This window comes from Streptomyces longisporoflavus (assembly GCF_014649775.1).
GTDB lineage: Bacteria > Actinomycetota > Actinomycetes > Streptomycetales > Streptomycetaceae > Streptomyces > Streptomyces longisporoflavus.
The window spans coordinates 1-13,056 of sequence record NZ_BMTR01000021.1; the positions used below are offsets into that span (position 1 = coordinate 1).

General features: G+C 68.1%; 11 protein-coding genes and 1 pseudogene. 4 read left to right on the forward strand and 8 right to left on the reverse strand.

Annotation, left to right across the window (positions count from 1 at the left end; genetic code table 11):
* The 4 genes and pseudogenes from IE226_RS32865 to IE226_RS32880 all read left to right on the forward strand — a co-directional run.
* Positions 1-263: pseudogene (locus tag IE226_RS32865) on the forward strand (recombinase RecA); the annotation flags it as partial.
* A gap of 3 nt (positions 264-266) precedes the next feature.
* Positions 267-1,016, forward strand: a complete 750-nt coding sequence (gene recX, locus IE226_RS32870; protein WP_190085089.1) for a recombination regulator RecX — start codon at positions 267-269, stop codon at positions 1,014-1,016.
* 424 nt (positions 1,017-1,440) lie between these two features.
* Positions 1,441-2,100 (forward strand): winged helix-turn-helix domain-containing protein, encoded by a 660-nt coding sequence (locus tag IE226_RS32875; protein WP_190085090.1) that lies wholly within the window; start codon positions 1,441-1,443, stop codon positions 2,098-2,100.
* Positions 2,097-4,640, forward strand: coding sequence for an FtsX-like permease family protein (locus IE226_RS32880; RefSeq protein ID WP_190085091.1), 2,544 nt, complete (start codon positions 2,097-2,099; stop codon positions 4,638-4,640). The genes IE226_RS32875 and IE226_RS32880 overlap by 4 nt, the downstream gene beginning before the upstream one ends.
* Positions 4,641-4,727: 87 nt before the next feature.
* Here IE226_RS32880 and IE226_RS32885 read toward each other — a convergent pair whose 3' ends face one another.
* From IE226_RS32885 to IE226_RS32915, 8 genes are all read right to left on the reverse strand, one after another.
* Positions 4,728-5,162, reverse strand: a complete 435-nt coding sequence (locus IE226_RS32885) for a rhodanese-like domain-containing protein (protein WP_229871672.1) — start codon at positions 5,160-5,162, stop codon at positions 4,728-4,730.
* Positions 5,159-5,746: a cupin domain-containing protein gene (locus tag IE226_RS32890; RefSeq protein WP_373307084.1), complete on the reverse strand. Its 588-nt coding sequence runs from the start codon at positions 5,744-5,746 to the stop codon at positions 5,159-5,161. Before IE226_RS32890 ends, IE226_RS32885 begins: the two co-directional genes overlap by 4 nt.
* 67 nt (positions 5,747-5,813) lie before the next feature.
* Positions 5,814-5,900 carry a putative leader peptide gene (locus IE226_RS45285; RefSeq protein ID WP_361058708.1) on the reverse strand — a complete coding sequence of 29 codons (87 nt, stop codon included), beginning with the start codon at positions 5,898-5,900 and terminating at the stop codon, positions 5,814-5,816.
* A 43-nt stretch (positions 5,901-5,943) separates the two neighbouring features.
* Positions 5,944-7,596 carry an FAD-dependent monooxygenase gene (locus tag IE226_RS32895; RefSeq protein ID WP_190085093.1) on the reverse strand — a complete coding sequence of 551 codons (1,653 nt, stop codon included), beginning with the start codon at positions 7,594-7,596 and terminating at the stop codon, positions 5,944-5,946.
* Between the two features lie 225 nt (positions 7,597-7,821).
* A complete protein-coding gene (locus tag IE226_RS32900) occupies positions 7,822-8,472 on the reverse strand; it encodes a response regulator transcription factor (RefSeq protein ID WP_190085094.1) in 651 nt (216 codons plus the stop codon).
* A 1,852-nt stretch (positions 8,473-10,324) separates the two neighbouring features.
* Positions 10,325-11,278: an amino acid ABC transporter permease gene (locus IE226_RS32905; RefSeq protein WP_190085095.1), complete on the reverse strand. Its 954-nt coding sequence runs from the start codon at positions 11,276-11,278 to the stop codon at positions 10,325-10,327.
* On the reverse strand, positions 11,275-11,922 hold the full coding sequence (locus IE226_RS32910; protein WP_190085096.1) for an amino acid ABC transporter permease: 648 nt from the start codon (positions 11,920-11,922) through the stop codon (positions 11,275-11,277). The genes IE226_RS32905 and IE226_RS32910 overlap by 4 nt, the downstream gene beginning before the upstream one ends.
* A 168-nt stretch (positions 11,923-12,090) precedes the next feature.
* The gene (locus IE226_RS32915) at positions 12,091-13,011 is read right to left on the reverse strand and encodes a glutamate ABC transporter substrate-binding protein (RefSeq protein ID WP_190085097.1); all 921 of its coding nucleotides are present in this window, start codon (positions 13,009-13,011) and stop codon (positions 12,091-12,093) included.
* Between the last annotated feature and the right edge of the window lie 45 nt (positions 13,012-13,056).

A 13,056-nucleotide genomic window follows, 5' to 3' on the forward strand; every position in this document is an offset into this window, starting at 1 on the left:
CCGGCGCCTGGTACACGTACGAGGGCGACCAGCTCGGCCAGGGCAAGGAGAACGCCCGTAACTTCCTGAAGGACAACCCCGATCTCGCCAACGAGATCGAGAAGAAGATCAAGGAGAAGCTGGGCGTCGGCGTGAAGCCGGCGGAGGAGCCTGCCGCCGAGCCGGGCAAGGACGCGGCGGGTGCGGCCGAGGACGCCGCCAAGACGGTGCCCGCACCGGCCGCCAAGGCCACCAAGCCCAAGGCCGCCGCGGCCAAGAGCTGATCCATGACGCGGCGCACGGACTGGGCGGACATCACTCCTGAGCAGCACCGCACCGACCCCGCGGGCCGAGGCTTCGCGGACGGTGCGGATCAGGGCGGCGCCGACCGGGCCGATGACGGCACCGGCTTCCGCGGGGGCGGCGGCCGGAGGGGCCGCCGGCGGCGTGGTGGTTTCGGTGAAGGCCGGGGTGACGGGACGCAGGACAGCGGCCCCCTTTCCTCGTCGAGGGCCGAGAAGGGGGAGTCGCCGACGGGGGATCCGGGTGAGCGGGCACGGGCGATCTGCCTGCGACTGCTCACCGGGACCCCGCGCACGCGCAAGCAGCTGGCGGACGCGTTGCGCAAGCGGGAGATCCCGGACGACGTGGCGGACGAAGTACTGACCCGCTTCGAAGAGGTCGGCCTGATCAACGACGGTGCCTTCGCGGGCGCGTGGGTGGAGTCCCGGCACCACGGCCGGGGTCTGGCCCGACGAGCGCTCGCACAGGAGCTGCGTACGAAGGGCGTGGACGCCGTGCTGATCGAGGAGGCCGTCGGGCAGCTGGACTCGGAGCAGGAAGAGGCGACCGCACGCGAGCTGGTCGCCCGCAAGCTCCGTGCCACGCGGGGCCTCGACCGCGACAAGCGGCTGCGCCGCCTCGCGGGCATGCTCGCCCGCAAGGGCTACTCGGAAGGCCTGGCACTCCGGATCGTCCGGCAGGCGCTCGAGGAAGAGGGCGAGGACGCGGGGGACTTGGGGTACGACGGAGGATGAGCTGACCAGGGCCCTCGCGGGGGTGGGGCCCGGGTCCGGGCCGGGAGCGCGGTGCGAACCGCGACCCGGCCCTTTGGCGTTCTGTGGGGGTGGGCGTGCTGGGGGGGTGCCGCGGGCTCAGGGGTGATGTGGGCGTGTCGCTGGGTGCACATCGCCCCGGCAAAGCCCCGCGGCAGCTCCACCCCGGTGGTTCCACCCCGGCCAGCCCCGCCCCCGCAGCCCCCTCCGCGAGTCCGCCCCGTAAAGCAGCTTCGCGCATCCCACCTGCTTCGCAGCCGGCCCTCAGCGCCCCCGACTCTCCCTTAACGCTCCCCCGGCTTACCCTCAACTCCCCTTCCATTCCCGCAAGGTGGGGTTAACCCCCCGCTGAAGACGCCGGGTCACCGCACTGCACAGGGACCTGTGCACAGACGACTGTGTACGCATGGCAAAGGAACCCGGCACGACGGACGGCGCCCCCGAGGAGTTGAGCGACCTCCGTACCCTCAAGGCGCTTGCGCAGCCCCGGCGCCAGCAGATGCTGCAGCACCTCACCGCGCACGGCCCGGCCACCTCCGCGACGCTCGCGAGGGCACTCGGCCTGAACACCGGCGCAACCAGCTACCATCTGCGCGAGCTCGCCCGCTACGGCTTCGTCGAGGAGACCGGGGACGCGGGCCACGGACGTGAACGCTGGTGGCGTGCGATCCCCGGCGACCGGCGCTTCCCGCCGCGCAGCAAACAGAGCGCCGAGACGCGGCTCGTCATGGACGAGCTGAACCACCTCTCGTACGCAGCTGACCTGAAGCTTTTCGAGCAGCTGCAACGAGAGGGCGGTGCCGGACCCGGCGAATGGGCCGACGCGTTCCCGTACTCGCGCGGCACGATCCGGCTGACGCTCCCCGAACTCCGCGAGTTCTTCGAGGAGTACATCGCCCTGCTCAACCGCTACAAGCGCCCCGAAGCAGAAACCCCGGCAGACGCCCGCACCGTGCTCACACGGCTCCTCGCCTTCCCGGCGCCCGAGCCGACCGATGACCCCACAGCACCCGCAATGACGACGAGCCCGCCCGCCCCCTCCTCCGAACCAGAGGCGACCCCATGATGCTTCGCTACGCACTGCAGACAGTCCGCGACCGCAAGGGCGGATTCCTCGGCGCCTTTCTGGCACTGATGTGCGCCGCCGCTCTCATCACGGCCTGCGGCACCCTTCTGGAGACCGGGCTGCGAGGCACCATCAGGACCGAGCGCTACGCCGCGGCCCCCGTGATCGTCTCCGCCGATCAGAACGTCCACAAGACCACCGTCAAGCACAAGAAGGGCAAGACCAAGGTCAAGCACAAAGCCAAGCCGATCGCCGAGCGGGCCTGGCTGCCGGACGGTGTGGCGGACAAAGTCAGACGAGTGCCGGGGGTCGGCAAGGTGGTCCCCGAGCTGACGTTCCTCGCCGTGCCGTTGTCCGCCGGGACCGGCGACCTCGCCGACAAACCCTCATACGGCCACGCCTGGGAGTCGGCCGCGCTGACGCCCTTCCGCCTCGTCGAAGGAGTGGCCCCGCGCGCCACCGGCGACCTCGTCATCGACAGCAGTCTCGCCGAGCGCGCCCGCCTCGAGCCCGGCGACCGTCTCACGGTCCAGTCGACACAGGCCCCGCGTTCCTACCGCGTCACCGGTGTGGCAGCCCCCGCCCGGGGCGACCTCGCCCACCAGACATCCCTCTTCTTCTCCGCCGCAGAGGCCGAACGGCTCGCCGCCCACCCCGGCCGGATCACCACGCTCGGCGTCGTGCCGGCCGAGGGCACCAAGACGGCTGACCTCAAAGAGGCGGTGACCGACGCCCTCGCCGGTACGAAGGCGAAGGTCAGCACCGGCGACGACCGCGGCCCCGTGGAGTTCCTCGACGCGGCGGGAGCCCGCGTCAAGCTGGTCAGCATGGGCGGTGCGATGGGCGGCACCTCTCTCCTCGTCGCCGTCCTCGTGGTGGTCGGCACCTTCGCCCTGTCCGTGCAGCAGCGCCACCGCGAACTCGCCCTGCTCCGCGCCATCGCCGCCACCCCGAAGCAGATCCGGGGCCTCCTCGGCCGCGAGGCCCTGATCGTCGGCGCGGCAGCAGGCGTCGGCGGCGCGCTCGCCGGGATCCCGCTGGGCGGCTGGCTGCACGGCAAGTTCGTGGACATGGGCGCCGTCCCCGCCACCCTGGAGCGGACCGTGAGCGTCTTTCCGCCCTTCGCCGCCGTGGCCGCGACGCTGCTCGGAGCCTGGGCCGCAGCCCGTCTCTCGGCCCGCCGGATCGCCCGTATCCGCCCGGCCGAGGCACTCGCCGAAGCACGCGTGGAGCGCACCCGCCCGGCGTGGAGCCGCATCATCGCGGGGCTGGTCGCCCTGGCCGGCGGGGCCGTGCTGGTCGCCGTGCTCAGCGTGCTGCGCACCGAACCGGCGTCGACGCCCGTCACCTTCCTGGCCGTCGTGGTCCTCTCCTGCGCCGTCGCGCTCCTCGGTCCGCTCCTCGTCAGGGCAGCGGCTGCCGTACTCCGCGGCCCCCTGCGTCTCTCCGGACCCGGCGGCCGCCTCGCGCACGCCAACCTCCGGGGCAACGCCGCCCGGATGGCGGCGGCCGTCACCCCGCTCGCCCTGCTCACCGGCATGACCTGCACCGTCCTGTTCGTCCAGCCCACCCTCGGCGACGCGGCCCGCGCCCAGGCACGCGAGGGTATCCGCGCCGACTGGGTCCTGGCGGCACAGGGGCCCGGCGTCCCGGCCGGGGTCGCGCAGAAGCTGCGTACGACCGAAGGCGTCGAGGCCGCCACCGAAGTCGTGCGCACCACCGTGCGCGTAGGACTCGACAAGTACCCGGCGCAGGGTGTCAGCACAGCCGGTCTCACCCGCACCTGGGACCCGGAGGTGACCGCTGGATCCCTGAAGGGCTTCGGCAAGGGCGGCGTCGCGGTCAGCGAACTGGCCGCGGACCAGCTCGGCCTGAAGCCCGGCAGCACTCTGAAGCTCACGCTCGGCGACGGCACGAAGACCGCGCTCAGGGTCCGTGCCGTGTACGCGCGCGGGCTCGGGTTCGGAGATCTGACCATGGCGCACGACCTGGTCGCCCGCCACGTCGACAACCCGCTCGCCGCCACCGTCCTGATCAAGAGCGACCGTACACAGGCACAACTCGCGGCAGGCGTCGAGAAGTTCCCCGGCGTGCGAGTGCTCGCCCCGGCCGCCGCCGACAACCTCCAGGCCGAGCGCCAGGAGGCGAACGCCGAGGTGAACTACCTGGCCATGGGCCTCATCCTGGCCTTCACCGCGATCGCCGTCGTCAACACCCTGGCCATGTCGGTCTCCGAGCGCATCCGCGAGTTCGCGATGCTGCGTCTGGCGGGCGCGAGCCGCCGACAGGTCCTCGGCATGCTGCGCACCGAGGCGCTGTCCGTCCTGCTCATCGGCACGGCCATCGGCAGCGGCATCGCGCTCGCCGTCCTGACCGCCTTCAGTGTCGGCATGACGGGCAGCGCCGCGCCTTCGGTCACTCCCTTGGTGTACGTCTCCGTGGTGGCCGTCGCGGCACTGCTCGCCCTCACGGCGACCGCGCTGCCGGGCCGCGTAGCCCTGAAGCCGCGTCCCGTCACGGTGGCCACGGCCAAGGAGTAAGCGGCGCTACGCAATGGTGGGCGCCCCTTACCGGACCCGGTAAGGGGCGCCCACGCGCGCGTACTCACCTCGCGTGACATGCGCTACTCATCCCGCGACAGGAAGCCCGGCCGCCTTCCACGCCTGGAACCCGCCGATGAGGTCGGTGGCGTGCCGCAGCCCCAACTGCCGCAAGGACACGGCAGCGAGGCTCGACGCGTACCCCTCGTTGCAGATCACGACCACCCGCAGGTCATGGCTGACGGCCTCCGCGGCACGGTGACTGCCCTGCGGATCCAGGCGCCACTCGAGCTCGTTGCGCTCGACGACGAGGGCGCCCGGGATCAGACCGTCACGCTCGCGCAGGGCCGCGTACCGGATGTCGACCAGCAGCCCTCCCGCGGCGGCAACGTCGCGCGCTTCGTGCGGGGTGACGCGGTCGAGGTCGAGCCGCACACGCTCGAGCAACTCGTCGATGCCTACGGGAGGCTCGTCTGCGGAGCGGGCTTCTACGGAGAGGGCTTCTACGGAGTGCTCGCTCACTGCCAGTCCTCCGGCCGCTCCACGGACTCAAGACGCAGGAACGGGCCCGTACGACTGTAGCGGCGGATGCGGGGGAGCGGCGGATAGTAGGCGTGCACGGAGATGGCGTGCTCACCCGTCGATTCGTTCAGTACCTCATGTACGTGGTTCCGGCCGAACGCCCTGCCCTTGCCGAGTGTCAACTCCCGCTCGCGGTCCACCCCATCGGAGAGCTCAAGGGTCTTCCAGCCGTCGGTGGGCAGCCGGGCGGCGAGGGAGTTCTCCTTGAGGGTGCCGGCGGCGGTGAGGAAAGCGCCGACCGACTCCGCGTGATCGTGCCAGCCGGTGCCGGTGCCCGGCGGCCAGCCGATCAGCCAGGCCTCGCTGCCGCCGGGCCCTTCGAGGCGCACCCAGGTGCGCCCCTCGGGGTCGAGCGGCAGCGAGGCGATGAGTTCGGGGTCGGCGGCGCTGCGGCGCACGAAATCAAGAAGCTCGGCGGCGGTGGGCGCGGACACCGTCGTGGAGGCGTGCGCAGAGGGAACGCCGGAAACACCGGAAACGCCGGGAGCGCTGGAAACACTGGGAGCAGAAACAGAGGGAGACACGGCTACCGTCCTGGAAGTTCGCGGAAGAGCGCGCCGAAGAAGAGGGCGCGCGGAGAGAAAGGCGAATTCAGAAGGACGGACGACACACGCAGCCCGCATAGCGGACGAGGTCCATGTGGACCCGTCGCCACAGGCGCACATCGGTGTCGGTCACGTTTCGGAGTAGACCATGACGCCGCGAACCGGTCAACTCCTGTTCACTGGGTGGTCGGCCGCCCCGCGGAGGCCGTGCTCTCCGCCTTCTCCGTGGCGTCTGTCCGCTCCGTACGGTCCGTGCGGAGCTTCGGTTCCGGCCCGCCGAGGGCCGCCTCCGCCGCCGTATACAGCTCGGCGGGCCGCACCCCGCCGAGCGCGGTCACCAGGTGACCGTCGGGGCGGACGAGGAGCACCGAGTGCGCGGGGGCGCCGGGGTAACTCTCCGCGACGAGCAGCTCCGCCGGGAGCGGCAGCGCCGAGACGGCGGCGGCGAGGCGGGGCATGATCCCCGCCGTCACCCAGTGCCGCCGCTCCCACACCACGGTGCCGGGCGCGACGAGGACGACGAGCAGCTGTGCCACGCCGAGCCGGTCCCGCAGCCGCACCAAGGAGCCGTCGGGCGCCGTCACCGGCACGTCGACCACGGGCTCGCCCGGCTCCGTGCCCACGACCACCTCGGACTCGGAGGGCGCGGGCGCCAGCGGCGAGTCCGCGTACGATCCGGGCGCGCCGAGCGGCCCGCGCCCCACGTGGCCGTCGGCGAGAAGCATGTCGTGGCCGCGCGCCGACCCCGGCACGTACGAACGCAGGCCCCCGCCGCCCCGCAGTATCGGCAGTGACTGGTCGGCCGCGCGCAGCCGTGCGGCGACGCCGGCCCGCCGCTCGGCCTGATAGCTGTCGAGCAGGGCGTCCCGCGCGCCGTGGTGCCAGGCGAGGGCCAGCTTCCAGGCGAGGTTGTCCGCGTCCCGCAGCCCTTCGTCGAGCCCGTGCGTGCCGAGCGCTCCGAGGAGATGTGCGGCGTCCCCCGCGAGGAAGGCGCGGCCGGCCCGCCAGCGCCGGGCCAGCCGGTGGTGGACGGTGTGCACGCCGGTGTCGAGCAGTTCGTACGGAGGTGTGGAGCCCCCGCACCAGCCCGCGAGCGTCTCGCGGATGCGGACCACGAGAGCCTCGGGCGTCACGAGGTCGCCGCGTGGCGGCAGCAGCCAGTCGATCCGCCACACCCCGCCGGCGAGCGGACGCCCCGTCACCTCGGCGCCTCCGTGGCGCCACGGAGGCGCTCGGTGCAACAACGCTTCACCGGGCCGGGGAAGTTCCGTGCGCAGCGCGGCCACGGCGTGTCGTTCGACGGCCGTGCGCCCCGGGAAGCGGATGTCGAGGAGCTTGCGCACCGTCGAGCGCGGCCCGTCGCAGCCCACCAGATAACTGCCGCGCCACCAGGTGTCCTTGGGCCCGCGCGTGTGGGCGGTCACTCCGCCCGGGTCCTGCTCCAGGGAGTCGAGCTTGCTCTCCACGGCGATCTTGACGAGGCGCTCTTCGGCGATGGCCGCGCGCAGAGCACCGGTCAGCACGTGCTGGGGCACATGGAGCGGGGGCGGCATCTCATCACTGAACGTGATTTCCCGCATCACCTGCTTACGCCGCAGGGACCGCCAGCCGACCCACCGCGCACCGGCGTCCGCGTCCCCGAACGAGTGACCGACGAGCCGTTCCATGAGGGCTGCCGTGTCGTCCCGCAGAACGGCGGTCCGCGCGGGCCGCTGCTCGTCCTTGCCGGGGCCTTCATCGAGTACGACGGTGGGTACGGAGTGACGCGCGAGAGCCAGGGCGAGCGTGAGCCCCACGGGGCCCGCGCCGACGACGATCACCGGGTCCACAGTGCGTACCCTCCCGCCGCAAGGGCCCGGGAGCATTGGACGTACGTACAGGAACTTACAGTTGGAGCCCGGTGCGCGATCACAGAACGTATGCAACCTATTGCCGGTGCTTGCGTCAAGTGACGACGTCGTGCGGGTAAGCGGCGGCGTCACGCCGCCGCTCAGCGGGCATCCCCGAGCGGCCCGCCGCCTCCCCCGGCAGCCGAGAACGATCTTCTTGGACAGTTATGCGGCTGCAGAGGCTTGCCAAGCAATTCGGGCGGCGTGGAGTCGACTCTCGGCGTCAAGCTTCATGCAGATTGAGCGGACGTGTCCCTTCACCGTCTCAGTGCTTATTCCGAGGTGATTCGCTACTGTCCTATTGGATAGAGCCTCGGCGATGAGCTCCAGTACCTGACGCTCTCGAGTGCTGAGTTGTCCAACTTTTTCGCGAGCTGCTCTGGTGTTGTTGGAGCATATATTTGGTCTCGAGAACTCGTCAATTATGTGGTCTGCGATTTTGGGTGAAAGGGCGCGGCTGCCGTTTCGTATCGCATCTATGGCCCAGGGGAGGTGCCGTACGGCTGTCTCTTGGAGCAGGATTCCGAATGCGCCCAGTGTGAGCAGGTTCCGAACTTCGTTCTCTCGTATCTTCTGTGCTATTACGAGAATCTTGGGGGGTTCCTTGAGTTGCTTGGTGCGTTCGATGAATTCAATGGAATCGCCCGCGGTGGCGGAGCAAACTACAGTGACATCAGCGCGTGCAGCCCCAGGCAGTGACAGCACTTGGTTTAGTCTCCCCTGCGCCGCGACGTTAACTCCTGCTTGAGAGCCAAGAATGGCGGCCAAGCTGGCCCGAAAGAACTCCTGATTGCTGGCAATCGATACCTGGATCATTAAACTCCCGGCTCCCCGATATCCCGAAGTGTCGCCATCTCCTGGTCAGGGTGAAAGGCGTGAAGTCAACATTGCCGAAGTCTCCCTGTAGTCGTCAAGCAACTCTTGGTGAACGCGACGGGATTTGAGGTTTTATTGAGGAGGCGTGGGGTGAGTGGTAACTCTCGGCGTCGCTATGTCCGTGATGTCGCGGTGCTACCCAGGGAAGCTCAAGAGGCGTGTGTGGGCGTGTCAGCCGTGGTCGTTGCGGTAGCGGATCCAGGACCCCCGGTGTGGGGGTATGTGTTTCCGATCCCCCTGAATGGGGGGTGTCGGAATCGCTATCGGATCCTTATCGTCATTCTCATCTGCTTTCCGGTCGAGTTTCAGAACTGGCCGGAACTGGACGGTGTGATTCACCGTGCCAGCAGAACCGAGAAGAGGAATGGAGCGATCAGTGCGTACGAAACCTAGAATCCTTCTGGTGGGGGTCGCGATGCTTGGTCTTGCATTCGCCGCACCTGTCACTGCATCGGCTGACAGCATCGAGGTAAAGGCGCGGCCCACTGGGTGCAAGTATCAGATTGCTGATGCGTGGCGGACGGTGGCTTATTGTGCCAACTCTAACGGTGGTTCCTACCGAGCTCTTGCGCGGTGTAAGGATGCAGAAAGCGGAGAAGTTCGAGAGTACGTGGGGGACTGGAGGAAGAGCGGCTGGTCCAAGGCGTACTGTCAGGGAAGCGCCAGGCCGAAGAGTGCAGGAATTGAGACAAAGGTCTAAGGGTGCGGGTGTCGAAGTAACTGACATGGATCGACCTGGAGCGGGTCGATCAGGAAAGGGTTCGCGCTAATGAAGAAGAACAGAAGGTCAATGCTGCTTGTTGGCGGTGCACTGGCAGCCTTTGCCTTGGGATTTCAAGGAACGTCCTCTGCGGTCGCTCAGGAATCTGCCCCCAGTGGAGCCGTTGAGGTAAAGGGCTGGCCGTCGAAATGCACATCATTTATGGCGGCAGGCGGCGCGAGAGCGTATTGCGATAAAAGCAATGGCGGGCACTATAAGGCAACTGTGACCTGTGAAAGGTGGGACGGTCACGGTACTGTCGTGCGTGATGCGGTGAAGTGGTCGTCCGGCGGAGCATGGTCATCTGCGTACTGCCCACCGGAGTCGTCCCCCCTGCGGCACGGGTTCATAACGAAGGCGTCTTAGTCACAGCCTTCATGAGGGGGCGTCAGCTAACTACCCCGTTGGCGTAGCCCTCTGCGCGTGATCTTGCGGCCCCCGAGATTGTTCTCGGGGGCCGACGTTGTGACAGAGGTAGATCGGCGATTTCGCTACGGCCAGCGGATACAGAGGCGTGTAGAGATCAGCAGGCTGGCGAGCCACTTCATCGGCTTGGCCTCAATCGCTCTGTGTTCGCCTGCCGCACGATCTTCGCGTTGGGAGCGACATTGCAACGTGGAGTGGGCCCCCCAACGTGCCGGGCCTTCAGGGCTTTTGGCCGGCCGCAGCCGACCGATGGCCCTATTGACGGGCCATCCCGTGGCTCATGCCATCGCCTGCTCACCAGTGATTGACCCGCCATCTCACTGCAACTCAACAAGGGGACCGGGGAGCACTATCGCAAACCGCGTACGCCAGCTCCGTGCCACGGCACGGAGCTGGCGTAACGAGTTGGCTGAAGACTGAAGTGCCCTCGGGCGAAGTACTGTCGCTGCGAGCAAAGTCGATAGCCTCCGTTCCCCACTCCGACCCGTCAAAACCGGGTTGGCTGAGGATCGTCGGCAACATCGCAGTGACCAACTACGAGTGGGGGCCGGTCGCATCATATGGCCTCTGCGGACCGGGCACCTTCTCCCTGGCGTCGCTGACGGGTTAATCCTTCTTGTCTACCTCGTCTGAAGGGCTGACACCCGGTAGCGCGGCGGTCGTCTCGGCCTCGGTCGACGGGCCGAGCGGAGCGGAAGGGTCGAGTACCCCCGGTGTCTCGGCCGGCTCGGCGGCCGCGGCCACCGCGATGCCGGTCTTGGTGCGACGTCCGCGCTTCTCGAGCCAGGTGGCGAGCGAGGAGAGCAGAAGGCAGAGCCCGATGTAAATGGCGCCGAAGACCGTGACCGTCTGGACGAACGGGTAGACACCGTTGACCGGCGTGTTGTTCGCGATCAGCCGGGCCGAGTGGAGCAGCTCCGGGTAGAGGACCATGAACCCGAGCGAGGTGTCCTTCAGTGTCACCACCAGCTGGCTGATGATGGTCGGCAGCATCGAACGGATTGCCTGCGGGAAGAGCACGGAAGCCATGACCTGGGTCTTGCGCAGCCCCAGAGCGTAGGCGGCCTCCATCTGACCCTTGGGCACCGCGTTGATGCCCGCGCGAAGCACCTCGGCCTGGACGCATCCGTTGTAGATGGTCAGGCCGATCACCAGCGCCCAGAATGGGGTCATGCTGCCGAACAGGCCGACCCAGAGGGCGAAGATGGTGATGAGCAGCGGAATTGAACGGAAGAGGTCGATGAAGGCGACGGCGACCCAGCGCACCGGCTTGTGCACGGACAGGCGCGCCACACAGAGCACCACAGCGAACACCAGGGAGAAGACGCCCGCGAGGGCGAAAACCTTCAGCGTGGCGATCAGGGCGTCCAAGATGTTCTGCTGGATGCCGGTGTAGTTGAAGATGTCCCACAGTTCGGCGTCGAACTCGCCCTGGTCGCTCAGACGCAGAACGACCCAGAGGATGCCGCCCAGGAGGGCCGCAGTGCCGATGACGCTGTAGATGATGTTGCGGACGCGGGCCTTGGGGCCGGGAGCGTCGAAGAGAACGTTGGCACTCATCGAGCGACCTCCAGGCGGTGCTCCATCAGCCGGAAGAGCCCGTTGATGGCATACGTGATGATGAGGTACGCGAGGGTGATCCAGAGGAAGATCATCGCGATGTCGTAGCCGTCATTGCTCAGCGTCTTGGAGACGTTGAACAGTTCGACGTTGTCGAAGGCGCCCGCGATGGCGGTGTTCTTCGTCAGCGCGATGAAGATGCTGGAGAGCGGTGGCACGACGGTGCGGGTGGCCTGCGGCAGCACGATGAGGCGCATCGTCTGCGTGAAGGTGAACCCGATCGCACGCGCCGCCTCGGCCTGACCGAGCGGCACGGTGTTGATGCCCGAGCGGACCGCTTCGGCCACGAACGCGGAGGTGTAGAAACCGCAGGCGAGCGTGGCCAGGAGGAAGGAGTCCAGGTCGGGGAAGAACACCTTGGGGACGATGAAGAACGCCACGAGGAAGAGCAGGGTCAGCGGGGTGTTGCGCAGCAGCGTGACCCACAGGGTTCCGAATATTCGAAGCGGCGGCACGGGGGACACCCGGAATCCGGCGATGATGACCCCGACGACCACAGCCACGATCGCGCTGGCTCCGGTCAGCTTCAGAGTCCCGAAAAACCCTTCGCGGAAGAGCGACAGGTTGTCGAGCAGTACGTCCATGAATTCTCCGCGAGGTCTTTCGCGACGGGTCGCAGGTGAGCGCGACGGGCCCCGGTCGTCAGGGCAGGGGGCGGTGGCAGGGTTTCGCGACGGGTCCGGCAGCTGTGCACGCAGCGAACGTCCCGCTCCGTACCGCGATCAGGCGCGGACGGAGCGGGGCGTGCCGGATTACTTCGGGTCGGTGAAGGCCGGCGGCTCCTGGTACTCGGAGCCGGACTTGCCGATGGTGGCCTCGAACGCCTTCTTGTAGTCGCCACTCTCCTGGTGCGCCTTGATGGCGTCCGCGACGGCCTTCTGCAGGGCCGCGTCGCCCTTCTTCAGGCCGACACCGTAGGGCTCGTCCGAGAACGGCTTGCCGACGACCTTGAGCTTGCCCTCGTTCTGCGCCGCGTAGCCCATCAGGATCGCGTCGTCCGTGGTGACCGCGTCGACCTGGTTGTTCAGGAGCTGGGCGACGCACTCCGAGTACTTGGAGAGCTCGGTGACCTTGGCGCCGTACTTCGGCTTCTTGATGTTCTGCAGCGGCGTGGAGCCGACGATGGAACAGACCTTCTTGTCACGGACCGTCTCGGGCCCCTTGACGTCCTTCTCGTCCTTGCGGACCAGGAGCGAGGCACCGGCGTGGTAGTACGGTCCCGCGAAGTCGATCTGCTTCTTGCGCTCGTCGTTGATCGTGTACGTGCCGATCATCAGGTCGACGTCGCCCTTGGAGACGGCGGTCTCACGTGCGCCGGAGTCGACCGTCTTCCACTCGATCTGCTTCGGCGAGAAACCGAGATCAGCCGCGATCATCTTGGCGATCTCGATGTCGAAGCCGGAGTACTCCTTGGTCGACTGGTCCTGGAAGCCCAGGTACGGCTGGTCGGCCTTGGCACCGATGACGATCTTCCCGCGCTTCTTGGCGGCCTCGAAGACGGCCGAGTCGACCGCGGCGTCCTTCTTGACGTCGTAGCTGAGGGCCTTGGAGCCGGAGGTGTCCGGGCCCTCGGGCTTGTCGCCGGCGGAACCCTCCTTGCCGCCGCAGGCGGTGGCGGCGAGCGAGAGCGCGGCGACGGCCGCTACTGCGGCGGCGGACTTACGGAGCTTCATGGTGAACATCCTTTGTTTCGACTGGCGTTGAGACGACGTGGGAGC

Excerpts from the sequence above, each read along its gene's own strand:
- recX (WP_190085089.1), top strand. The coding sequence starts at position 267 with ATGACGCGGCGCACGGACTGGGCGGACATCACTCCTGAGCAGCACCGC.
- IE226_RS32875 (WP_190085090.1), top strand. The coding sequence starts at position 1,441 with ATGGCAAAGGAACCCGGCACGACGGACGGCGCCCCCGAGGAGTTGAGC.
- IE226_RS32880 (WP_190085091.1), top strand. The coding sequence starts at position 2,097 with ATGATGCTTCGCTACGCACTGCAGACAGTCCGCGACCGCAAGGGCGGA.
- IE226_RS32900 (WP_190085094.1), bottom strand. The coding sequence starts at position 8,472 with ATGATCCAGGTATCGATTGCCAGCAATCAGGAGTTCTTTCGGGCCAGC.
- IE226_RS32905 (WP_190085095.1), bottom strand. The coding sequence starts at position 11,278 with ATGAGTGCCAACGTTCTCTTCGACGCTCCCGGCCCCAAGGCCCGCGTC.
- IE226_RS32910 (WP_190085096.1), bottom strand. The coding sequence starts at position 11,922 with ATGGACGTACTGCTCGACAACCTGTCGCTCTTCCGCGAAGGGTTTTTC.
- IE226_RS32915 (WP_190085097.1), bottom strand. The coding sequence starts at position 13,011 with ATGAAGCTCCGTAAGTCCGCCGCCGCAGTAGCGGCCGTCGCCGCGCTC.